We start from the raw sequence: 22,132 nt of genomic DNA, 5'->3' as shown, positions 1-22,132 counted from the left end.
GGAAGAACGGAATTCGGTCTGATCGAGGACACTCGATGTTCTCGAGCAATCCCGCAGGTAAGTGCAGAAATACACTCAACTGTATGGACTTGGCTACAGATTCGAGACGCGAGCCCTTAATCGACGAGTCGGATTTCGACTCGCTCGGCCCGGGGGTCCACCGCCTGTCGTACCCGTCGCGGACGCTGCTCGTCCGCGACGGCGACAGGACTGACTTCGTCCTGTTCATCATCGAGGGCTACGCCAAATCGGTGAGCCACGATCCCGAGTGCATTCTCGGCATCCACCGCCCGGGCCGCCTGGTGGGCGAACTCGCCGCGCTCACCCGCCGACCGCGCTCGGCGGATCTGGTGGCGCTCACGGACATCGAAGCCCTGTTCATCCCCGCGGACACCTTCTCGAAACTCATCACCGACGGCGGGCCCCTCGCCCTGGCGGTCGCCGAGCGCCTGGCGGAACGCGTCCAGGAGCTCGGCGCCAGGGTCGAGTCGATCACCAGCGCCGAGCAGCGGTTGGCCCGAGCGGTGATCGAGCTGGCCCGGTCGGGCATCGGCACCGAACGGGACGACGGCCTCCACTTGACCGGTTTCAACCAGCGCGACCTCGCCTCGCTCGCCGGCATCTCCCGCGAATCCGTCTCGGCGATCCTGCGCCCCCTCAAGCGGCGGAACGCGGTGAGCATCGGCCGCCAGCGCATCACGATCCATGACCTCGCCCCGTTCGAGGCCATCGCCCAACGCAACGACAAGGCACTGTGAGGAGGCCATCGTGACAGGCCTCGACCCGATCCACCTGTACGCCGGAGCCCTCGCCGTTTCGGCCGTGGCCGTGACCGCCCGCGCCGTGTTCTGGTACATGGCCGTGCGGTACCAGGAGAACACGAAACGTCAAGCGGCATCACACCGAGCGGACCATGAAAACCCGAAAAGTGTGGAATACAAGCCGCCGGATCAGTTACCGCCCGAATGAGTACAGTGATCGCGTAACCTGCACTCGTGCCGATCGAGCATCTATCCGAGCCCCAGAATCACGGCCTCGAAGTGCCCCAACTCTTCGAACTGCTTCTCCGTCATGTGCCGGAGGACTTCGACCCGAATGAGTTTCTGATCGCGGGGAGCGCCCGCCTGCACATTGAGGGGATCAAGGACCAGATTTCTGATCTGGACATCCTGGTCCGTCCAGGCAGCCGAACCTGGTACAACGCCGTAGACCTTGCGCTCGACCAGGCCGAACAGCACGGCACGACGCCGTTGCAGCTCAGTCCTATGACCGGGCACACCGTCGCGCACCTCTACGGGGGCGCGATCGAGGTGGTTGACACCTGGCTGCCGCCCTACCTCGACACCCGCGCACTGCTGCTAGGAGCGGATGAGATCGCCGGACTTAAGTTCCTTCCGCTCCGGACGATCGTCGACTACAAGATCCTTCTAGGTCGAGAGAAGGACCTTATGGACTGCGAGGCGATCGAGAAGCATCGCAGGAACCCATTCGCGGGGATCGCCCACACGTCCAACTATGCGATGCTGTTGGGTAACAGGCGGACCCTTGGAGTGCAACATGAAACCCCCCTCCCCGGAAGCGATCCAGCAAGCGCTCAGCGAGGTGCACCGGCAGATCGACCACGCCCGTGTCAACGTGTCACATGCCGACACGAAAGCGGCACTGCTGGCGGCCGGCGCGATACCGATCACGGCGCTGTTCGTTACATCTCCCTTGTTAAACGGGCACTTCGGTTTCTCAGTCGCCATGTCCTGGATCGGCATTGGATTCATGCTGCTCGCAATCACGTCGCTCGGAGCCGTCGTTTGGCCTAGACTCGCCGGCACCAGCGGGATCCGCAACGGGGCGAACAGATCCGCTCAGCAGATCGTTGCCAGGACGCTTGAGACCTCCTCGAGCCCGGCCCGGCAGCTCGAGGCCGCGGCAGCGGAACTTTCGTTCCTGTCCACGCTGGCGCTCTCCAAATTCCGGAAGATCCAGGCGGCGATTCTGTGCTTCGCGGTGGCGGCGGTGTTCATGCTCGTGGCTGCTGTTGCGTGAATGCTTGGTGGACAAGGGTTTGCCGTGAAGGGTTAGGGTTCTCGTAGTACAGCTGTGACCCTTCGAGTGAATCGGATACGGCATGATCGCGCGAACTGCCGCTCGCGGCTTCGACGGCGGGGTCGTCGCGGGGACGCGGCTTGTGAACGTGCCGAACGCGGTCACGTTGGTGCGCACGGTGGTCGCGATGGGGCTGGCGCTGCCGGCGATCGTGCTGGAGAGCGTGTGGCTCGCGGTGGCGGCGTACCTCGTGTACTGGGTCGGGGACGTGCTGGACGGGATGACGGCGCGGTGGCTCGGGCAGGAGACGCGGGCCGGGGCGGTGTTCGACATCGTGTCGGACCGGGCGTGCACCTCGCTGTGCGCGGCCGCGCTGCTGGTGCTGCTGCCGGAGATGGCGCTCCCGGTGGGGATCTTCCTGGTGCAGTTCATGGTCGTCGACTGCATGCTGAGCCTGAGCTTCCTGTTCTGGACGATCCGCGGCCCCAACTACTTCCACGAGGTCCACCGCGGCGTGTACCGGTGGAACTGGTCGCCGCCGGCCAAGGCGCTCAACACGAGCGGGCTGGTGGTGCTGGTGCTGCTGTCGCCGACCCCGCTGTGGCCGGCGCTGTTCGCCGGGGCCGCCATGGTCGTCAAGGTCGCCTCGCTCGTCGCGGTGGGGCGGCTGGTCGCGGTCGAGTCGGCGCGCGCGTGATCGCGGCGTACCTCTCGACGCTGGTGACGGCGTTCGTGTCGGCGTTCGTGCCGATCACCCCGATCGAGCCGTACCTCATCGGAGTCGCGGCGGTCACGGGCTACGGCCCGGTGGGCCTGGGTCTGACGGCCGCGGTGGGGCAGACCGCCGGGAAGACCGTGATCTTCCTGGGCGCCCGCGGGGTGTTCCGGTCCGGCCGCGTGCAGCGGTGGGTCGCGCGGGTCTCGGAGCACCGGCGCCGCAAGCGGGTCGTGAACGCGGACCAACCCGTCTCGGCACTGCGGCAGCGGATCAGGGCGCTCGGGGTACCGCTGCGGACGGCCGCGGCGATGCTGACGGCGCTCTTGGAGAAGCCCGCGCTGACGCTGCCGATCCTGCTGCTGAGCGCGTTCGTGGGCCTGCCGCCGCTGCTGGCGACCAGCATCTACATCGCCGGGACGCCGATGCGCACGCCGGTGTTCGCGACCGTGTGCTTCACCGGCCGCGCGGCCCGGTTCATCGTGATCGCGTTCGGGCCGCAGCTCATTCTCGGATGACGGCCGCCTCGCCGGGGGCGAGCGCGGTGGCGGGGGTCCAGGGCCTGCCGGTGAGGAGGTCGTGGCCGGAGGAGTCGAACCGCTGCGGCGCGGCGGTGTGGTTGATGGCGAACAGGTACGTGCGGCCGTCCTCGTGGCGGCGGCGCACGAGTTCGAGTCCTTCGGGGACGTCGGCGGTGAGGCCCAGGCGGTCCAGGAGCGGGTTCAGGTCCACGGGGCGGGTCGCGAGGTACCAGACCTCGCCCGCGCCGACGCGGCGGCGGAAGAGCGCGCCCGTGGACGGGAACCCGGTGAAGGAGGCGAGGACTTCGGCGTCGAGGGCGTGGGCGGCCTCGGTCCAGGTGCGGCCCTCGGTGCCGTCGTCCAGGAGCGCCACGGCGCCTTCGGGAAGCGGCACGAACTCCTCGACCCGCACGCCGGTGAGGTCGCGGATCGCCCCGGGGAGGCCGGGGTGGACGCGGTCGTTGCGGTCCACGACACCGGAGTACGGCCCGATGACGAGCGTGCCGCCGCCCTCGGCGTAGGCGCGGAGGTTCGCGTCCGAGTCGAGCAGGTACAGGTGCGGGGCGAACACGAACTCGTAGGCGGAGAGGTCCCACGCGGGGTTCACCAGGTCCGTGGTCACCCCGCGGCGCCACAGGGCCGCGTGCCAGCGGCGGAGTTCGCGGTACGTGGCCATGTCGGCGGACGGCTGGCCCGGGGTCTTGGCGGCCCAGGACGACGCGAAGTCGAGGAGCACCGCCGCCCGGGAGACCACAGTGGAGCTCTTGACCTCGGCGAGCCGCTTGAGCTGCGCGCCGAGGCGCTTCACCTCGCGGAACACCCGCGAGTCCGCGCCGCCGTGCGGGAGCATCGCCGAGTGGTACCGCTCGGCGCCGTACCTCGATGCGCGCCACTGGAAGAACATCGCGCCCTCGGAGCCGCGGGCCACATAGGACAGCGAGTGCCGGAGCTGGTCGCCGGGCCGCTTGGCGAAGTAGCCGCGGCGCCAGGCCGAGGAGTTCGCGGCCTGCTCCATGAGGAGCCACGGCGAGCCGCCCGCGAGGCCGCGGGAGGCGTCGGCGCCGAACGCCACCTGCGCGGGCCACTCTACTTCGCTGTCATGTTCGGGGATCAGGTAGTGGTCGGTGGCGACGAGACGGTTCGGGCCGGTCACGTACTCGCCCCAGCGGTGGTAGTCGAGGCCGGAGAAGTCGCCGGTGACCATGAGGTTCGTCGTGATCGGCTTGTCGGCGGAGTGCGCGGCGATCGCGTCGGCCTCGGCGCGGAAGAGGTCGAGCAGCGCGTCGGAGCAGAAGCGCTGCCAGTCGAGGACGAGGCCCGGGTTGGGGGTCTCGGCGCAGATGCGCGGCGGCAGGACCTGGGACCAGGCGCTGTAGGTCTGGGACCAGAACGTGGTCCCCCACGCGTCGTTGAGCCCGGCGAGGGACCCGTGGCGGTCGCGGAGCCAGGCGCGGAACGCGTCGGCGGCGAGGTCGCAGAAGCAGGAGCGGTAGTACTCGTTCCCGATGTGCCACATCGCCAGCGCGGGGTGCCCTGCGTACCGCTGGGCAAGGCGCGAGGCCATCTCGGTCGCGGCCTCCTGGAACGCGGGGGCGTGCGGGCAGTACTCGGCGCGGGCGCCCGAGTTCAGGCGCACGCCTTCGGCGTTGACCGGCAGCGTCTCGGGGAACCGCTCGGAGAACCAGGGCGGCGGCGAGGCCGTGGCGGTCGCGAGGTCGGCCTTGATCCCGGCGTTCGCGAGGAGGTCCATGACGGCGTCGAGCCGCGTGAAGTCCCACTCGCCGGGCCCGGGATTGACACCGGCCCAGCCGAAGATGTTGACGCTGACGAGGTTGACGCCCGCCTCGCGCATGAGGCGCACGTCCTCGTCCCAGACCTCCCGGGGCCACTGCTCGGGGTTGTAGTCGCCGCCGTAGGCGAGTCCGTCGAGCTGGGGGACGATGTCGTTGTTCGGGTGTGCCACTTCAGGCCCTTCGGTGTGCGGCGGGTCGGAGCGTTCCGCAATCGCTTGGCAAGCGCATTCCGATTACGATGGTGTCACGGCGATGCCTTGGAGGTCAAGCTCGTCGCGCCGCACGCAGCGGACGGCGCGGCCCGTGAGCGGGTCCGCGGCGGCGTCCCGTTCCAGGGGGATCTCGCCGGTGTCGCAGCGGCCGGCCTCGGCGTGGCGGCAGCGGCGTGCGAACGCGCAGCCCGGCGGCGGGTCCGCGGGGTCGGGCAGCTCGTCGGGCAGCAGGATGCGCCCGCCGCGGCCCTTCAGCGCGGGGTCGGGGATCGGGACGGCCGACATGAGCGCCTCGGTGTACGGGTGCCGCGGCCGCTCGTAGAGCGAGGCGGTGTCCGCGAGCTCCACGATGCGCCCGAAGTACATGACCGCCACCCGGTCGGCCAGGTTCTCGACCACCGACAGGTCGTGCGAGATGAACAGGTACGTCAGCCCGAGTTCGGCCTGGAGCTCCCGCAGCAGGTTGAGGATCTGCGCGCGCACCGAGACGTCCAGTGCGGACACCGGCTCGTCGGCGACCACCAGGCGCGGGTTCACGATGAGCGCGCGGGCGATGTTGACGCGCTGGCGCTGCCCGCCCGAGAACGCGTGCGGGTACCGGTCCATGTAGTCGGGGCTGAGCCCGACGCGGCGCATCATCTCGGCGATGCGGTCCTCCAGCTCCGAGCCGCGCGCCTCGCCGGTCGCGATGAGGGGGTCGCCGATGATCTGGCGCAGCGTGAACCGCGGGTTGAGCGAGGAGAACGGGTCCTGGAAGACCATGCGGATCTGGCGCCGGTAGGGCGCGCGCCGGCGCTCGGACATCGCGGTGAGGCTCAGGCCGTCGTAGACGACCTCGCCACTGGTGGCGCGCTGCGCGCCGACGATGGTGCTCCCCAGCGTGGTCTTGCCGCACCCGGACTCCCCCACCAGCGCCATGGTCTCCCCCGGCGCGAGGGCGAGATCGACGCCGGAGACGGCGTGGTTCTCCACGGTGGTGCGCCCGAGCAGGTTGCGGCGCACCGGGAATCGGACGTGGAGGTCGCGGACCTCCAGGATCGGGTCGGTCATGTGCTCGCGCCTTCCGTCTCGTAGAGCACGCACTCGGCGGTCCGGCCGCCACCGAAGTCCACTTCGGGCGGTGCGTCCGTATCGCACCTGCCCGCGACCGCCGCGGCGCAGCGCGGGTGGAACGAGCACCCGCTCGGACGGTGCAGCGGGCTGGGGACGGCGCCGGGGATGGTCGGCAGGTCCCGGCCCCGGTCGCGGCCGAGCACCGGGACGGAGGCCAGCAGCGCCTTCGTGTACGGGTGCTTGGGATCGGCGAAGAGCTCGTCCACGGGCGCGCGTTCGACCACGCGGCCGAGGTACATGACCGCGACCTCGTCGGCGAGCTCGGCGACCACGCCGAGGTCGTGGGTGATGAACATGACCGCCATATGGTGCTCGGCCTGGAGCGAGCGGATGAGGTCGAGGATGCGCGCCTGGGTGGTGACGTCGAGCGCCGTGGTCGGCTCGTCGGCGATGAGCAGGGACGGGTTGGCGCACAGGGCGATCGCGATCATGGCGCGCTGGCACATGCCGCCGGAGAGCTGGAACGGGTAGGCGTCGATCCGCCGCTTCGGGTCGGGGATGCCGACCGCGTCGAGCAGTTCGACGGCGCGGGCGCGGGCGGCCTTCTTGTCGAGTCCGGTGTGGATGCGCAGCGTCTCGACGAGCTGGGCGCCGATGGTGCGCAGGGGCAGGAGCGAGGCGGCGGGCTCCTGGAAGATCATGCCGATGTCGCCGCCGCGCAGCCGCTGGAGCCGCTTGCCGCGCGGGTCGAGGGAGAGGATGTCGAACGGCTCGCCCGTGCCGTCGTTCGCGTCCCCGTGCCAGGTGATGGCGCCGGCGTCGATCGAGCCGGCGTCCTCGACCAGGCGCAGGATCGAGCGGGCGGTGACGGACTTGCCGCAGCCCGACTCGCCGACGACGCAGAGGGTCCTCCCCGCGTGGACGGCCAGGTCGACGCCGTCGACGGCGCGGACCCGCCCGTCGTAGGTGTCGAAGCCGGTGTGCAGTCCCGAGATCTCCAGCAGCGGTTGCAAGGGTCGCTCCATCGGTGTCTAGTGCCGGTAGGGGTCGGCGGCGTCGCGCAGGCCGTCGCCGACGAAGTTGAACGCGAGGACCACCAGGACGACGCACGCGCCCGGGATGAGCAGCCACGGCGCGCCCGACAGGACGCTCCACTTGCTCGCGTCCTGGAGCTGCACGCCCCACGAGACGGCCGGCGGGCGCAGGCCCATGCCGAGCCAGGACAGCGCGGTCTCGGCGAGGATCATGCCCGGGATCGACAGGCTCAGCGCCGCGATGACGTGCGAGGAGAACGAGGGCAGCATGTGCCGGAACATGATCCGCGCGTGGCTGGACCCGTCGAGGCGCGCGGAGGTGACGAACTCCTCCGAGCGCAGCGCCAGGAAGCGCCCGCGCACTTCTCTCGCGAGGCCGGTCCAGGCGACGAGCGCGAGGATCGTCGTGATGATGAAGTACCTTGCGACGGGCCCCATCTGGGCCGGGAGCGCGGCGGCGAGCCCGAGCCACAGGGGGATCGAGGGCACCGCCATGATGAGCTCGATGAGGCGCTGCACGGTGTTGTCGATCCAGCCGCCGAAGTAGCCCGAGACGGCGCCGAGGACGATGCCGAGCAGGAACGCCAGCATGACGCCGATGATGCCGACCGAGGCCGAGACGCGGGTGGCGTACACGAGCTGGCTGAGCAGGTCCTGGCCGTCGGTGGTGGTCCCGAACAGGTACATGGGGTCGCCGGGGTCCTCGGGGCCGATGAGGTGCCGGTCCATCGGGATGAGGCCGAAGAGGCGATACTCCTCGCCCTTGACGAAGAGCCCCACGTCGACGCGGTCCTCGGGGTTGGGCTCGTAGGTGATCCGCAGCGAGCGCGGGTCCTGCGTGGAGGTGTAGCCGTCGACGTGGAGGCCGAAGCGGAACCCGTCCGGCCCGTCGGTGTCCCAGAGCTTGAGGACCTGCGGCGGGGCGGTGGTGTACTCGGAGTCGCGGTGGCGGTCGTCGAACGGGGCCACGAACTCGCACAGGGCGATCACGACGAGCATCCCGGCCAGCAGCCACGCGGAGACGAGCGCGAGCCGGTGCTTCTTGAAGGCCCACCACACGAGCGTGCGCTGGGAGGCGCGGGTGCGCCGGAGGTCGGCCGGGTTCGGGGTCATCCCCGCGGTGCCCTCGGCCTCTTCGAGACTCATGCGCGGCTCACCTCTGGTGTCCGAGTCGGATGCGGGGGTCGAGCCAGCCCAGGAGCAGGTCCGAGACGAGGGTGCCGATCACGGTGACCACGCTGAGGACCATGATGACCGAGCCGGCGAGGTACATGTCCTGGGCCTTGAGCGCGCCCAGGAGGATCGGGCCGAGGGTCGGCAGGCTGAGGATCTGGCCGACGACGATGTCGCCGACCAGGAGCAGCGGCAGCACCCAGCCGATCGTGGACACGAACGGGTTGAGCGCCACGCGGAGCGGGTAGCGGCGCAGCAGCGGGCCCTCGGGGACGCCGCGGGCGCGCGCGGCCGTCACGTACGGGCGGCGCAGCTCGTCGAGGAGGTTGTTGCGGATGATCCGCACCAGTCCCGCCACGCCGCCGGTGCCGATGACGATCATCGGGATCCACAGGTGCCCCAGCAGGTCCAGGAGCTTGCCGAGGTTCCACGCGGCGTCGCACCACTCGGGCGAGCACAGTCCGGAGGGGACGGTGCCGAACCAGGTGACGCTGAAGTAGACGAACACCAGCGCGATCAGGAAGTTGGGAGTGGCGAGGCCGAGGAAGCCCACAGTGGTCACGGCGTAGTCGCCGGCCGAGTGCTGCTTGACCGCCGAGTACACGCCGATCGGGAACGCCAGCGCCCACGTCACCAGGAGCGTGATGAGCGAGACCGCGATGGTCCAGCCCAGGCGCGGGGCGATGACCTCCTCGACCGGCTTCGAGTGCTCGAAGGACATCCCGAGGTCGCCGTGGAGGACGATCCGGGTGATCCAGTGCCAGTACTGCTCCAGGAGGTTCCCGTCGAGGCCGTAGCGCATGCGCAGGTTGGCGACGTCGGCCGCCGTCAGGCCCTGGCCCATGACGTTGTACTTGGCCTGGAGCGCGGTCACGTAGTCGCCCGGCGGCAGGCTGATGATGACGAACACCATGAGCGAGATCGCGAGCAGCGTGGCCGCCATGTAGAGCGTGCGGCGGCCCAGGTATCGCACCACTGTGGACTCCCTATCCTGTTGCGGCCCCGACTACTCGGACGCCAGCCACCACTGCTCGGGGTTGGCGGGCCCGGGGGTGCCGTAGGTCGGGTTCTCGGGCATGGGGCCGCCGAAGTTGCGCAGGCGGTTCGCGGTGACCGCCCACGAGCCCTGGCCCCGGACGGTGCCGATCGCGTAGAACTGCTCCTTGGCGATCGCGATGATCTGCGTGAAGATCTCGGCGCGCGCCGCCGGGTCGGCCTCGGCGAGGAACTGGTCGTACAGGTCGTGCTGCGCGGTCACGTGCGCGGGCGGGGCCTCCAGCATCTCCGCGTCCTCGGCGCCGTTGAGCGTGTAGTGCGAGGACCACTGGCGGGCGAAGAGCGCGCCGCCGGAGGGGCCGGCGCACATGTACCACTGGACGGCGGTGGTCTCGTCGATCGCGCCGCCGTCGCCGGTCCACACCGTGAGGTCGTAGGCGTTCTCGTCGATCCCGGCCTGCCAGTTCTCGCGCGGCTGGCCGTTGACGTGGAGGGTGACGCCGACCGCGGCCCACATGTCCTTGACCATGTCGAGGGCGTCGAGCCAGACGGTGCCCAGGAGCGCGTCGTCGGCGACGGAGGCGGTGAACTCCAGCGGCGTGCCGTCGGCGGCGGTGCGCACGCCCCCGGCGAGGGCGTACCCGGCCGCGTCCAGGGTCTGGTTGGCGAGGTCGGGGTCGAACTCGGTGTACTGGGTCGCGAACGCCTCGTCGTAGAAGTCCGACTCCGGACGCGGGGCGGCCTGGGTGGGCTCGCCGACGCGGTTCCACAGGACGTCGATGAGCTCCTGCCGGTCGATCGCGTGCGACATCGCGATGCGGAACTGCTTGTCCTGGAAGATTTTCCGGATCGCGGGGTCGGCGTGGTTGAGGTTGAACGCGATGTTCATGTCGCTCGAGTAGGTGCCTTCGAGGTCGACGATCGTGTAGTCCCCGGCCTCCTCGCCGTCGACGGCGTCGGCGCGGTGGGCGTTGTCGTTGAAGTGGCGCGAGTGGAACTCGTAGTCGCCGTTCACCGCGTGGGCGAACATGGTCTCGACGTCGGCGATGATGTTGAAGCGGACCTCGTCGAGGTACGGGAGCTGGCTGCCGTCCTCGTCCACCTTCCAGTAGTACGGGTTGCGCTCGAAGAGGGCGTAGTCGGCGTCGGAGACCGGCTTCTTGCAGATCCACGGGAGCAGGCTCGGCAGGTCCGGGTTCTCCCACTGGAAGTTCCACAGGTTGCCCAGCGCGGTGAAGCGCGAGACCCAGCCGTCGTAGCCCTCGGCCACGGCCTCGTCGTCGGCCGCGGGGTTGTACGCGATGTGGTACTGCTCCAGGTAGTGGCGGGGGTACATGGTGAAGCGCTGGCCGGAGACGCCGGCGGCCATGTCGTCGCGGAAGAGCGGCTTGGGGCCGGAGAAGCGGACGATGAAGGTGTAGTCGTCGACGACCTCCAGCTCGGCCGGAGTGCCGTCCAGACTGGACAGTTCGGCGGGCATGGCGGTGGTGAGCTCGGCGTTCAGGTTGACGTCGGCGTAGGCGAACTCGACGTCGGCGGTGGTCAGCGGCGTGCCGTCGGACCACTTGACCCCCTCGCGGAGGGTGATGGTGAACTCCGAGGCGTCGGCGTTGGCGTCGAACGCGGAGGCGACGTTCATCCGGATCTCGGTCCAGTCGCGGGAGCGTTCGAGGAGGTGGCCGTCGTTGACGGTGCGCCACAGCCAGGGGCCGTCGGAGGGGCCGGTGATGGCGGAGTTCCAGGTGCCGCCGTAGGCGCCGATCTCGTCGGTGGCGGTGACGACGAGGGGTTCCTTGGGGAGGCGCTCCTCGACGGGCGGGAGGTCGCCGGCGTCGACGCGCTCGGCGAGCATGGGGGCCTCGGGGCCCTTGTCGCCGCCGCCGTTCTCGCTCTCGGGGTCGGTGGAGAAGAAGCTGCACCCCGCCGCGGAGGCGGTGAGCGCGGCGCCGCCGGCGAGGACGACGCCGCGGCGGGTGAGGAGGGGGTGGAGCGCGGGCGCCGCGCTCGGTTCGAAGGGGTGGGACCGGGGCTGCTGAGTGCTCATCGGTGAGCGCTCCTTCCGTGGTCGCGCCGCGCACCGCTCGGTGCGCATGAAGGGGTTCGACGGAGCCCTGCACGACCCCGCCTCGTACCGAAACTGTTGGGGAACTTCCGGAATGATTCCGAAAACTTTCGGCGATAGCGGTGAGACTACGGCAACACCAAAACAGCGTCAAGGCTGGTAAGTCGCCACAAAGGTCACGATAGGATCACGAATGGCAATCGTATTCCGCATCGGCACTACTGAACAGTTTCGAAAGTTTCGGGCTCTGGCGCGCGTTTGCCGCCAGTGACGTCGCTCGATACCTGGGGGAATGGCTCACGCTTGCCGCCAGTGACGCACGTCGATGCGCTAGGTGCCCTCGCGGCGCGATGCCGAGGCACGGTCGCGGCGCGGTGCTCAGGCACCCTCGCGGCGCGGGGACCGACCGCGGCGGTACCCCTCCCAGAGGCTCCGCATGACGAAGATCTTCTCGTCGAGTTCCGCGTCGGCCGAGAGCGCGCGACCGGAGTAGGGGGCGCGCAGGCGCCAGGGGCGCTGGGACGGGTCGTTGAGGTACACGACCGGGACGGTGCGCCCGGCGCGGCGCTCGGCGCGGATGTCGGCGACCTCGGTCCAGGCCGCGTACCGCTCACCCCGCGCATTCCCTTGCGGGTCTTGGGACTCCAGCGGGTGGATGCCGCGCTCGTCGAGGACGACCCCGTGCCGGCGGGCCCCGGCGTAGGCGACCGCGAGGGCCACGGCGGCGGCGACGAGCACGAGCAGGCCCAGCGTCAGGTGGTACCAGTGGCCGACCGCGAGCATGTACAGCACGGCCGGGACGAGCGCCGCCAGCGCGGAGACGCCGCCGAGGAACAGGGCGCGGCCGATGACCTGTCGCGTCGTCGGACGGAATGTGATCTTGACGGCCACACTCACCCCCACCAGGCTCGTTCCGCTGCCGATGAGCTGATCGTGCCACGTCGGACGCGCACGTCAAGCGACAATCCGACAGAAACCGGACCGGCACCCCGCGGCCCCCGGGGCCGGGTGTGTCAATCTGGACGCATGACGTCCGCAGACTCCCCGCTCCCCACCCGCCGCCTGCGGGTCCGCCGCTCCGCGGCGATCACCGGCGCGGCCTTCGTCGCCTGGCTGACCGTCGCGCCGCTGGCCCTGTCGCTCATCGTGGAGCAGCCGCTGTGGAGCGTCCTCTCGGTCGCCCTCGGCGTGGTCCTGCTGTTCATCCCGCTCGGGATCTCCGTGTGGGCCTGGCGCTCCGGAGTCGACGTCACCACCGACGGCATCGCGATCCGCGGCATGTTCACCACCCGCGAGATCCCCTGGCGCCTCATCGACGGCTTCGCCACCGGCAACGAGGGCGTCCAGGCCATACTCGCCGACCAGTCCCAGGTGAGGCTCGACCCCCTCAAGCCCGAGAACCTCCCCCAGGTCCTGGAGATCGGCGGCCAGGAGCTGCGCGCCAGCGCCCCCGCGGAGGACGAGCGCTAGTACCCGTCGGCGACGACGTTCTCCAGGGGCTCGCCCGCCGCGAAGCGGCGGATCTGCGGGCCGACCGGGGCGTAGGCGCGGTCGAGGGTGCCGTCGACCGAGGCGCCCGCGTGCGGGGTGATGAGGGCGCCGTCGAGGTCCCACAGCGGGTGGCCCGCCGGGAGCGGTTCGGGGTCGACGACGTCGACCGCGCAGCGCAGGCGGCCCGCGGCGACCTCGGCCACGAGGGCGTCGGTGTCCACGATCGGGCCGCGCGCGGCGTTGACCAGGAGTGCGCCGTCCTTCATGTGCGACAGGAACTTCGCGTCCACCAGGCCGCGGGTGGCGTCGGTGAGCGGAAGGATGAGGACCACGATGTCGAACTCCGGCAGGAGCGATTCGACCGCGTCGATCGGGTGGACGCCGGGGCGCCCGCGCCGGGCGACCATCTCGACCTCGACGCCGAGCGCGGTGAGCACTTCGGCGACCTTCCCACCGATGTCCCCGGCGCCGACGATCAAGGCGCGCTTGCCGACCGCGGTGGTCGTCCACTCCACCCGCCACTCGTGGCGGGCCTGCTGGCGGGCGAACAGGTCGAAGCCGCGCATCGACGCGATGACCGCGCCGACGGTCCACTCGGCGGTGACCCCGGTGTGCACGCCGCGGGCGTCGCACAGGGCCACGCCGGGCGGGACGACCGGGACCCACACCTCGGCGCCCGCGCTCAGGAGCTGGATCGCCTTGAGGGAGGTCATGTCCCGCAGCGGGGTCGTCACCTTGGACTGGGCGAGGAACGGCGGGACCCAGAAGTCCACCGCGGCCGGGTCGGACGGGTAGTCCGACCTGCCGTCGTAGACCTCGACCTCGACGCCGGAGGGGAGTTCGCCCAGCAGGGCGCGGCCTTCTTCGTGGGCGATCCAGACTCTCACAGGTCCCGAGCATAGTCGCCGGGCCAGCAATCGCTTTCGCCGCGGAGGCATGAAAACCGCCGGGAGCGGGGACCCCGGGCCGGTGGAATGCGGTCCCCCGGCGTCGTGCGCGGTGTGCGGCCCGACCCTCCAGCCCGGAGCACTCGGGCGCGAGGTGCGGGCCGTTATGGTTGTCGCCATGCGCAGGTTGCTCACGGCCGCGGCTGCGGCCGCCGCCGCACTGTCCCTGGCCTCGTGCTCGTTCGGCGAGCCGCCCGGGCCCGAGACCGGTCAGCCGCCGAACCTGCCGACCCCCTCGGGCGCCCCCGAGAGCCCGGCCACGTTCATGGACGTCGTCGCCGAAGGGCTCGACGTCCCCTGGGGCCTCGACTTCCTCCCCGACGGCACCGCGATCGTCGGCGAGCGCTCCGGGCGCCTCCTCCAGATCCCGGTCGCCTCCGACGGCAGCGCCGGCGCCCCCGAGGAACTGCGGACGGTCGAGGTCGACGACACCGGCGAGGGCGGCCTGCTCGGTGTCGCCGTCTCCCCCGGCTACGCCGAGGACCGCGCGGTGTACCTCTACTACACGACCGGCGAGGACAACCGCATCGCCCGCATCGACCCGACCACCGACGCCGCGCCCGAGCCGGTCCTCACCGGCATACCGGCCTCCGACCACCACAACGGCGGCGCCCTGGAGTTCGGCCCCGACGGGTTCCTCTACGCCGCCACCGGCGACGCCGGGGACGGGGGCCTCGCGCAGGACCGGGCGTCCTTGGGCGGCAAGATCCTCCGCCTCACCGCGGACGGCGAGCCCGCGCCGGGCAACCCCGACCCCGACTCGCCGGTCTACTCCCTTGGGCACCGCAACATCGAGGGCCTGGCCTGGAACGCCGCGGGCACCCTGTTCGCCACCGAGTTCGGCCAGGACGTGGCCGACGAGGTCAACCGCATCGAGCCCGGCGCGAACTACGGCTGGCCCCAGTACGAGGGCCCCGCCGGGGACGACGCCTTCCAGGACCCGGTCGCGACCTGGGAGCCCTTCGAGGCGTCCTGCGCGGGCGCCGTGTTCCTGGAGGACTCGCTCGTCACCGCGTGCCTGCGCGGCCAGCGCCTGTGGATCGTCCCGTTCGACGCGTCCGGCGCGCCCGCCGGCGACCCGCAAGCCGCGGTGGTCGGCGAGTTCGGTCGACTACGATCGGTCGCCGTGGGCCCGGACGGGATGCTGTGGGTGACGACCTCCAACCGCGACGGCCGGTGCGTCGAGGAGCGCGGCTGCACCGCGAACGAGGCCGACGACCGCATCATCCGCTTCTCCACCAGTTACGCCGCACAGGGAAGGGTCTAAATGAACGACAGGTCCGGTACCGTCCGTCGCCTCCGCGACACCGCCCGGCCGCACGTGCGGAGGGCGAGATCGCTGTGGCGCAAGACGACCGCGGGCTGGACCCGGTTCAGACGCTCCCCCCGGACGCGGCGCGGCGCGATGGCCGCCGCGATCGTGCTGCTCGGGACGGGCGCCGCCGCGGCGGGCCTGGCCCTGGTGGGCGGCACGAGCGCCGACATCGGCCCGTTCGACACCACCGTGGCCCTGGCCCCGGACGTCGACGGCGAGACCGTGGTGAACATCCCGCCGCTGGGCGACATCGTCTTCGACAGCCACGACGGGCCGATCGCCCTGAACCTGTCGCTCGACTCGATCGACCCGGTCGAGGCGCAGACCATCATGAACACCCCGGACGGCTTCACGGTCGCGGCGCAGAACCTCGCCTCGGACGTCACCGACGCGGTCATCCGCGTCGTGGTCGAGGCCCTGGCGATCGTGACGCTGTGCGGGCTCCTCGTGGGCGCCCTCGCGTTCCGCAACATGCGCCGGGCCCTGCTCACGGGGGTCACCTCGCTCGCGGTCACCGCCGCGCTCGTCGGGTTCGCCGCGGGCACGCTGCGCACCGAGTCGATCTCGCAGCCGCGGTACGAGGGCCTGCTCACCTACGCGCCCAGCGTGGTCGGCAGCGCCGAGAACATCGCGGAGAACTACGAGGAGTACGTGGGCGACCTCCAGCAGATCGTCACCAACATCTCCGGGTTCTACACGCTCGCGATGGACATGCCGCAGGTCGGCATCCAGGACAACTCGATCCGGGTCCTGCACGTCTCCGACCTGCATCTGAACCCGAACGCCTGGCACCTCATGGAGACCGTGGTAGGGCAGTTCGACATCGACGCGGTCGCCGACACCGGGGACCTGAACGACTGGGGCTCCGAGCAGGAGGCCGAGATCTTCTCGCAGGGCGTGGCGCAGATCGACGCGCCGTACGTGTTCGTCAAGGGCAACCACGACTCGGCGACGACCGTGGCGGCCCTGTCGGCGTACGACAACGTGGTGATCCTCGACGGCGAGGTCCGGGAGATCGCCGGGCTCCGCATCGGCGGGGTCGCCGACCCCACGTTCACGCCTGACAAGGGCAGCCTGCCCTCCAGCGACTACGTGGCGCGGATGCTCACCGAGTCCGGGGAGCGGCTCGCGGGCGCGATCGAGGAGGCCGGGGGCGCCGACCTGGCGATGGTCCACGAGCCGCCGATGGCCGAACCGCTCGCCGGGGTCGTCCCGCTGGTCCTGGCCGGGCACATGCACGAGCGGTCGGTCGAGGACCTCGGGGACGGGACCACGCTCATGGTCGAGGGTTCGACGGGCGCGGCGGGGCTGCGCCACTTCACGTCGTCCTCGACGATGAAGATGGAGATGGACGTCCTGTACTTCGACCCGGTCACGAAGGCGCTCACGGCGTACGACTCGATCTCGGTGGGCGCCGGGGACGAGACCGACGTGACGCTCGACCGGACGGTGATCCCCACCGACGAGCAGGTCGAGGGCGACGAGCTCCAGGGCGGGGCCGAGTCGACGGCGCCGCAGCAGGACTGAGACACGCGAGAGGCCCCCGGCGCGGCGCCGGGGGCCTCTCGCGTGTCTCAGCCGGTGAGGGCCGGTCCGAGGACCACGGCCGCCACCGAGAAGTAGATGAGCAGGCCGGTCGCGTCGCACAGGGTCGAGACCATCGGGGCCGACACGAGCGCCGGGTCGATGCCCACCTTCTTCGCGAGCAGGGGCAGCAGGGAGCCGACGAACGTGGACCAGGTGCAGATGACCAGGAGCGTGACGGCGATGATGAGCCCGATGTCCCAGCCGTAGACGAACCCGACGACCGGTCCCCCGACGATCGCGAGCAGGGCCCCGAGCACGAAGCCCACGCGCGACTCGCGCCAGGTGATCCGGAAGGCGTCCGAGAAGCGGACCTCGCCCACGGCCATGGCGCGGATGATCGTCACCGACGCCTGGGACCCGGAGTTCCCGCCCGTGCCGGTGAGCAGCGAGATGAAGACCGCGAGCACCGTGACGTTCGCGAGGTAGGTCTCGTAGTAGTTGAGCACGGTCACGGTGAGCGAGGCCGAGACGGCCAGGACCAGGAGCCACACGGCGCGCTTGCGCGCGAGCATGAAGACGCCCGCGGACAGGTACGGCCGGTCCAGCGGCTCGGCGCCGGCGCTGCGGGCGACGTCCTCGGTGTCCTCGGCTTCGAGGACCTCCATGGCGTCGTCCCAGGTGATGAGGCCGACGAGGCGGTCCTCGTGGTCGACGACGGGGAGCGCGTTGAGGTTGGCCTCCTGGATGAGGCGCGCGGCCTCCTCCTGGTCGGTGTCGGTGGAGACCTGGTAGTGCTCGCTGGCGATGAGCTCGGCGACCTCGGTGTCGGGGTCGGCGCTGACGAGGTCGGCGAGGGTGACGGTGCCGAGGAGCTTGCGGTGCCCGTCGGTCACCGGGAGCACGTCGAGGTGGCGGGGCCGCTCGCGCAGGTGCCGGATGCGCTCGATCGCGGCGGCGGCGCTCATCGAGGCGCGCAGCGACACGTAGTCGGGCGTCATGATGCGCCCGGCGGACTCCGGGTCGTAGCCGAGGAGCTGCGCGGTCTGGCGCCGGTCGGCGGCGCTGAGCTGCGACTGGAAGCGGGTCGCGACCTTGGCGGGCATCTCGTCGAAGAGCTTGGCCCGGTCGTCGGCCTCCATCGACTCCAGGATCTCGCGCACGAAGTCGGTCTTGAGCCCGTCGATGAGCTCCTGCTGGTGGACGGGGTCGAACTCCTCGAAGACCGCGAGCGCGCGGTCCTTGGGGAGCAGGCGGAACCTGAGCGCCTGGTCGGCCAGGTCCATGCGGGGGAGCTCTTCGGCGAGCTCGACGGTCGAGAAGTCGGCGAGTTCGAGCCGGAGCGCGGCGAGTTCGTCGACTGCCGCGGGCGAAATGGGCTGAACGGTCGTAGCCATGCGTCAGCCACCTCCTAACACGAGGAAAGGGCCGTGCCCCTAGCGCGTGTCAGAGAAGACGCAGGTCAGGCCGCCCTCTTCACCTTAAGAGGGCACGGGGCACGGTGAAAGTCGAATGGGAAGAACGCGTCGGTATCTCGACTGGATCCGGGGTCGTCGCCCATGGCCCTCACCTCCTCGGGTCGGAACTGCACTGCTGCTTCAGGGTACGCCTCCTCTGTGAACAGCGTCGCCCTCTGGGGTACCCGAAGACTCGCGGCTCACACTGGGACTGAACGGACAGTGAACGCGAAAGGGCCGGGCGTGTCGCCCGGCCCCTCGCGGTGTCGTCCTAGCTCAGCTTGTCCAGGATGATCTGGCGGACCGCGCCGGCGTCGGCCTGGCCCTTGGTGGCCTTCATGACGGCGCCGATGAGGACGCCGGCGGCGGCGTGGGTGCCGCCGCGGATCTTGTCGGCCACGGCCGGGTTCGCGGCGATGGCCTCGTCCACGGCGGTCTCGAGCGCCCCGGTGTCGGAGACGACCTCCAGACCGCGCTTCTGGGCGACCTCGGCGGGCGAGCCCTCGCCGGCGAGGACGCCGTCGATGACCTGGCGGGCGAGCTTGTCGTTCAGGCGCCCGTCGTCGACCATGGCCTGGAGTTCGGCGACCTGCGCGGGGTCGATGGCGAGCGCGGTGAGCTCTGCACCGGACTCGTTGGCGCGGCGGGAGAGCTCGCCGAGCCACCACTTGACGGCCCCGGCGGGGGCGGCCCCGGCCGCGACCGTGGCCTCGATGAGGTCGACGGCGTCGGCGTTGACGACCGACTGCATGTCCTTGTCCCCCAGGGCCCATGCGGCCTGAAGGCGCTCGCGGCGCTTGCGCGGCAGCTCGGGGAGCGAGGCGCGCAGCTCCTCGACCCACTCGCGGGAGGGCTCCATGACGGCGAGGTCGGGCTCGGGGAAGTACCGGTAGTCCGTGGCCTCTTCTTTGGAGCGGCCGGGGCTGGTCTCGCCGGTGGCCTCGTGGAAGTGGCGGGTCTCCTGGAAGATCCGCTCGCCGGCGTCCAGGAGCGCCGACTGGCGGCGGACCTCGTAGCGGACGGCGCGCTCGACCGAGCGCAGCGAGTTGACGTTCTTGGTCTCGGTGCGGGTGCCCCACTCCTCGCCGGGCTTGTTCAGCGAGAGGTTGACGTCGCAGCGCAGGGAGCCCTGCTCCATGCGGACGTCGGAGACGCCGAGGGAGCGGACGATGTCGCGCAGCTCGGCGGTGTAGGCGCGGGCGACCTCGGGGGCGAGGGCGCCGGTGCCCGGGACGGGGCGGGTGACGATCTCCACCAGCGGGATGCCGGCGCGGTTGTAGTCCACGAGGGACTCGGTGGCGCCGTGGATGCGGCCGGTGGTGCCGCCGACGTGGAGGGTCTTGCCGGTGTCCTCTTCGAGGTGGACGCGCTCGATCTCGACGCGGTGGACCTCGCCGTCGACGACGACCTCGACGTAGCCGTCCTCGCAGAGCGGCTCCTCGTACTGGCTGGTCTGGAAGTTCTTCGGCATGTCCGGGTAGAAGTAGTTCTTCCGGGCGAAGCGGGTCCAGGAGGCGATGGTGCAGTTGAGCGCCAGGCCGATCTTGATGGTGGCCTCGATCGCGGCCCGGTTGGCGACCGGGAGGGCGCCGGGCAGGGCCAGGCAGACGGGGCAGACCTGGGTGTTGGGCTCGGCGCCGAAGGCGGTCGCGCAGCCGCAGAACATCTTGGTGCGCGTGTCGAGCTCGATGTGGGTCTCCAGGCCCAGGACGGGCTCGTAGGTCTCGACGGCCTGCTCGAAGGTGTTGAGTTTCGTCATCGGGCTACTTCCCCTCGGTCTCGGGCGCGGTGTCGGCGAGGAGCACGTCCTGGGTGGACTCGAGTGCGGCCGCGACGCGGTAGGTGATGTCGTCGCCCAGGACCGGACCCATGACCTGGAGGCCGACGGGCATGCCCTCGGAGAGGCCGACGGGGACGGAGACGCCGGGGCCGCCGTACATGTTCGCCGGGATCGTGTAGAGGTCGGCGAGGTACATCTGGTACGGGTCGCCGGTGCGGGCGCCGAATGCGAATGCGATGAACGGCGTGGTCGGGCTGATGATGGCGTCGACCTGCGTGAACGCCTTCTCGAAGTCCTGCCTGATGAGCGTGCGGACCTTCTGGGCCTTGCGGTAGAACGCGTCCACGTACCCGGCGCTGAGCGCGTAGGTGCCGAGGATGATGCGGCGCTTCACTTCCGGGCCGAAGCCGGCCTCGCGGGTGAGGCTCATGACCTCCTCGAGCGAGTGCTTCCCGTCGTCGCCGGCGCGCAGGCCGTACCGGACGCCGTCGTAGCGGGCCAGGTTCGAGGACGCCTCGGACGGGGCGATGAGGTAGTAGGTCGGCAGCGCGTACGCGAACGACGGGCAGGAGACCTCGACGATCTCCGCCCCGAGCTTGACGAGCTGCTCGACGCCGGCCTCGTAGGCGGCGACGACGCCGGGCTCGGCGGCGTCGGCGCCCTCCTTGAACTCCTTGACCACACCGAGCTTGACGCCGGTGAGGTCGCCGTTCGCTCCGGCCTTCGCGGCCTCCACGACCGGCGGGACGGGCGCGTCGATGGAGGTCGAGTCGCGCGGGTCGTACCCGGAGATGACCTCGTGCAGGAGCGCGCCGTCGAGGGCGTTGCGCGAGACCGGGCCGGGGGTGTCGAGCGAGGAGGAGAAGGCGATGAGCCCGTAGCGGGAGTTGCCGCCGTAGGTGGGCTTGGCGCCGAAGGTGCCGGTGACGGCGCCGGGCTGGCGGATCGAGCCGCCGGTGTCGGTGCCGATGGCGAGCGGGGCCATCTTCGCGGCGACCGCGGCGGCCGAGCCGCCTCCGGAGCCGCCGGGGATGCGCCCGGTGTCCCAGGGGTTGCGGGTCGGGAAGTAGGCCGAGTACTCGGTGGAGGAGCCCATGGCGAACTCGTCCATGTTGGTCTTGCCGAGGATCGGCATCCGCGCGGCCTTGATGCGCTCGACGATCGTCGCGTCGTAGGGCGGGATCCAGCCTTCGAGGATCTTGGAGGCCGCGGTGGTCGGCAGGCCCTTGGTGACCACGACGTCCTTGATCGCGATCGGGACGCCGGCGAGCGGACCGAGGTCCTCGCCCGCGGCCACGGCGGCGTCGACCTCGGCCGCGGTGGCGAGCGCGCCCTCGCGGTCGACGTGGAGGAACGCCTTGACGGTGCCGTCGACGGCGTCGATGCGGTCGAGGAACGCGGTGGTGACCGCGACGGAGGTGAGGTCGCCGTCGCGGATCGCGGCCGCGAGTTCGGCGGCGGTCTTGTCGATGATGCGGGTCACTTAAGCCTCCTCGTCCAGGATGCGCGGGACGCGGAAGCGGTCCTCGGCGGTGTCGGGGCCGCCGGCGAGGACGGCGTCGCGGGGCAGGGACGGCTGGGGCTGGTCTTCCCGGAACACGTTCACCAGCGGCACCGCGTGCGAGGTCGGCTGGACGCCGTCCGTGTCCACTTCGGCGAGCGTCTTCATCGACTGGAGGATGACGTCGAGCTGGCCGGCGAAGGCGTCGAGCTCGTCATCGGTGACCTCGAGGCGGGCGAGCCGCGCCAGGTGCGCGACCTCCTCGCGAGAAATCGTACTCACGACAGGTGTTTCCTAACGGTTACTAGCTGCGGGAAGACCAGTCGAGTCTAGGCCGTGCGCGGCGGCGCCCCGAGGCGGGCACGGCGCGTGCGCGACCGGGTCATAGCGCCGTTGGCGCACGCTCTCCCGAAAGTGTGACGGACGGGTCGCGAAAACGGCTTGCAATGGATCGAGCAGGGTGGATATGACCCCCTAGCCACGGCGAATGTGACGTGATACTCTCTCGGTACTGGTTC

At 70.6% G+C, this 22,132-nt stretch carries 21 protein-coding genes; 8 read left to right on the top strand and 13 right to left on the bottom strand.

Going from position 1 to position 22,132, the window contains the following annotated elements; genetic code table 11:
- Positions 1 to 83: 83 nt before the first annotated feature.
- Entirely contained in the window at positions 84 to 758 is a 675-nt protein-coding gene (locus tag BLS99_RS23880; RefSeq protein ID WP_176953511.1) for a Crp/Fnr family transcriptional regulator, read from the top strand.
- Positions 759 to 768: 10 nt separating this feature from the next.
- Positions 769 to 969 carry a hypothetical protein gene (locus tag BLS99_RS25880; RefSeq protein ID WP_143034936.1) on the top strand — a complete coding sequence of 67 codons (201 nt, stop codon included), beginning with the start codon at positions 769 to 771 and terminating at the stop codon, positions 967 to 969.
- Between the two features lie 41 nt (positions 970 to 1,010).
- Here the strand turns inward: BLS99_RS25880 and BLS99_RS23875 are convergent, their stop codons facing one another.
- Positions 1,011 to 1,238, bottom strand: coding sequence for a hypothetical protein (locus BLS99_RS23875; protein WP_091054239.1), 228 nt, complete (start codon positions 1,236 to 1,238; stop codon positions 1,011 to 1,013).
- Positions 1,239 to 1,557: 319 nt separating this feature from the next.
- Here BLS99_RS23875 and BLS99_RS23870 point away from each other — a divergent pair, with 319 nt between their 5' ends.
- The 3 genes from BLS99_RS23870 to BLS99_RS23860 all read left to right on the top strand — a co-directional run bounded on the left by BLS99_RS23870 (position 1,558) and on the right by BLS99_RS23860 (position 3,273).
- Complete coding sequence (locus tag BLS99_RS23870) at positions 1,558 to 2,040, top strand: Pycsar system effector family protein (RefSeq protein WP_091054238.1); 483 nt, start codon at positions 1,558 to 1,560, stop codon at positions 2,038 to 2,040.
- An 82-nt stretch (positions 2,041 to 2,122) separates the two neighbouring features.
- Positions 2,123 to 2,737 carry a CDP-alcohol phosphatidyltransferase family protein gene (locus BLS99_RS23865; protein WP_091054237.1) on the top strand — a complete coding sequence of 205 codons (615 nt, stop codon included), beginning with the start codon at positions 2,123 to 2,125 and terminating at the stop codon, positions 2,735 to 2,737.
- Positions 2,734 to 3,273: a hypothetical protein gene (locus BLS99_RS23860; protein ID WP_091054236.1), complete on the top strand. Its 540-nt coding sequence runs from the start codon at positions 2,734 to 2,736 to the stop codon at positions 3,271 to 3,273. Before BLS99_RS23865 ends, BLS99_RS23860 begins: the two co-directional genes overlap by 4 nt.
- Here BLS99_RS23860 and BLS99_RS23855 read toward each other — a convergent pair.
- The 7 genes from BLS99_RS23855 to BLS99_RS23825 all read right to left on the bottom strand — a co-directional run bounded on the left by BLS99_RS23855 (position 3,260) and on the right by BLS99_RS23825 (position 12,490).
- Positions 3,260 to 5,239, bottom strand: a complete 1,980-nt coding sequence (locus tag BLS99_RS23855) for a beta-galactosidase (protein ID WP_218126832.1) — start codon at positions 5,237 to 5,239, stop codon at positions 3,260 to 3,262. The genes BLS99_RS23860 and BLS99_RS23855 overlap by 14 nt on opposite strands.
- Before the next feature lie 63 nt (positions 5,240 to 5,302).
- Positions 5,303 to 6,331, bottom strand: a complete 1,029-nt coding sequence (locus tag BLS99_RS23850; RefSeq protein WP_091054235.1) for an ABC transporter ATP-binding protein — start codon at positions 6,329 to 6,331, stop codon at positions 5,303 to 5,305.
- The gene (locus BLS99_RS23845) at positions 6,328 to 7,347 is read right to left on the bottom strand and encodes an ABC transporter ATP-binding protein (protein WP_091054234.1); all 1,020 of its coding nucleotides are present in this window, start codon (positions 7,345 to 7,347) and stop codon (positions 6,328 to 6,330) included. Before BLS99_RS23845 ends, BLS99_RS23850 begins: the two co-directional genes overlap by 4 nt.
- Positions 7,348 to 7,365: 18 nt before the next feature.
- Entirely contained in the window at positions 7,366 to 8,514 is a 1,149-nt protein-coding gene (locus BLS99_RS23840; protein ID WP_218126831.1) for an ABC transporter permease, read from the bottom strand.
- 7 nt (positions 8,515 to 8,521) lie between these two features.
- Positions 8,522 to 9,517 carry an ABC transporter permease gene (locus BLS99_RS23835; protein WP_091054233.1) on the bottom strand — a complete coding sequence of 332 codons (996 nt, stop codon included), beginning with the start codon at positions 9,515 to 9,517 and terminating at the stop codon, positions 8,522 to 8,524.
- A gap of 30 nt (positions 9,518 to 9,547) precedes the next feature.
- Positions 9,548 to 11,581 (bottom strand): ABC transporter substrate-binding protein, encoded by a 2,034-nt coding sequence (locus BLS99_RS23830; RefSeq protein WP_091054232.1) that lies wholly within the window; start codon positions 11,579 to 11,581, stop codon positions 9,548 to 9,550.
- A gap of 396 nt (positions 11,582 to 11,977) precedes the next feature.
- The gene (locus tag BLS99_RS23825; RefSeq protein WP_091054231.1) at positions 11,978 to 12,490 is read right to left on the bottom strand and encodes a hypothetical protein; all 513 of its coding nucleotides are present in this window, start codon (positions 12,488 to 12,490) and stop codon (positions 11,978 to 11,980) included.
- Between the two features lie 135 nt (positions 12,491 to 12,625).
- Here BLS99_RS23825 and BLS99_RS23820 point away from each other — a divergent pair, with 135 nt between their 5' ends.
- Positions 12,626 to 13,069, top strand: a complete 444-nt coding sequence (locus BLS99_RS23820; protein WP_091054230.1) for a PH domain-containing protein — start codon at positions 12,626 to 12,628, stop codon at positions 13,067 to 13,069.
- On the opposite strand, the gene BLS99_RS23815 is transcribed toward BLS99_RS23820, so the two are convergent.
- Positions 13,066 to 13,977 carry a 2-hydroxyacid dehydrogenase gene (locus BLS99_RS23815; protein ID WP_091054229.1) on the bottom strand — a complete coding sequence of 304 codons (912 nt, stop codon included), beginning with the start codon at positions 13,975 to 13,977 and terminating at the stop codon, positions 13,066 to 13,068. The two genes, BLS99_RS23820 and BLS99_RS23815, sit on opposite strands and share 4 nt — an antisense overlap.
- Before the next feature lie 178 nt (positions 13,978 to 14,155).
- On the opposite strand from BLS99_RS23815, the gene BLS99_RS23810 reads away from it, so the two are divergent.
- On the top strand, positions 14,156 to 15,304 hold the full coding sequence (locus BLS99_RS23810) for a PQQ-dependent sugar dehydrogenase (protein WP_218126830.1): 1,149 nt from the start codon (positions 14,156 to 14,158) through the stop codon (positions 15,302 to 15,304).
- 138 nt (positions 15,305 to 15,442) lie between these two features.
- Entirely contained in the window at positions 15,443 to 16,879 is a 1,437-nt protein-coding gene (locus tag BLS99_RS23805) for a metallophosphoesterase family protein (RefSeq protein ID WP_143034934.1), read from the top strand.
- A gap of 47 nt (positions 16,880 to 16,926) precedes the next feature.
- On the opposite strand, the gene mgtE is transcribed toward BLS99_RS23805, so the two are convergent.
- The 4 genes from mgtE to gatC form a co-directional block, all read right to left on the bottom strand.
- Positions 16,927 to 18,273 carry a magnesium transporter gene (gene mgtE / locus BLS99_RS23800; RefSeq protein ID WP_091054226.1) on the bottom strand — a complete coding sequence of 449 codons (1,347 nt, stop codon included), beginning with the start codon at positions 18,271 to 18,273 and terminating at the stop codon, positions 16,927 to 16,929.
- 331 nt (positions 18,274 to 18,604) lie between these two features.
- Positions 18,605 to 20,092, bottom strand: a complete 1,488-nt coding sequence (gene gatB, locus BLS99_RS23795; protein WP_091054225.1) for an Asp-tRNA(Asn)/Glu-tRNA(Gln) amidotransferase subunit GatB — start codon at positions 20,090 to 20,092, stop codon at positions 18,605 to 18,607.
- Positions 20,093 to 20,096: 4 nt separating this feature from the next.
- A complete protein-coding gene (gene gatA / locus BLS99_RS23790; RefSeq protein ID WP_425432633.1) occupies positions 20,097 to 21,551 on the bottom strand; it encodes an Asp-tRNA(Asn)/Glu-tRNA(Gln) amidotransferase subunit GatA in 1,455 nt (484 codons plus the stop codon).
- Positions 21,552 to 21,596: 45 nt separating this feature from the next.
- The gene (gene gatC / locus BLS99_RS23785) at positions 21,597 to 21,896 is read right to left on the bottom strand and encodes an Asp-tRNA(Asn)/Glu-tRNA(Gln) amidotransferase subunit GatC (RefSeq protein WP_091054223.1); all 300 of its coding nucleotides are present in this window, start codon (positions 21,894 to 21,896) and stop codon (positions 21,597 to 21,599) included.
- Between the last annotated feature and the right edge of the window lie 236 nt (positions 21,897 to 22,132).

It is taken from the genome of Glycomyces sambucus (assembly GCF_900102815.1).
GTDB lineage: Bacteria > Actinomycetota > Actinomycetes > Mycobacteriales > Micromonosporaceae > Glycomyces > Glycomyces sambucus.
Note: the sequence above shows the minus strand (reverse complement) of the source record. Positions and strands in the feature narration are given on the sequence as shown.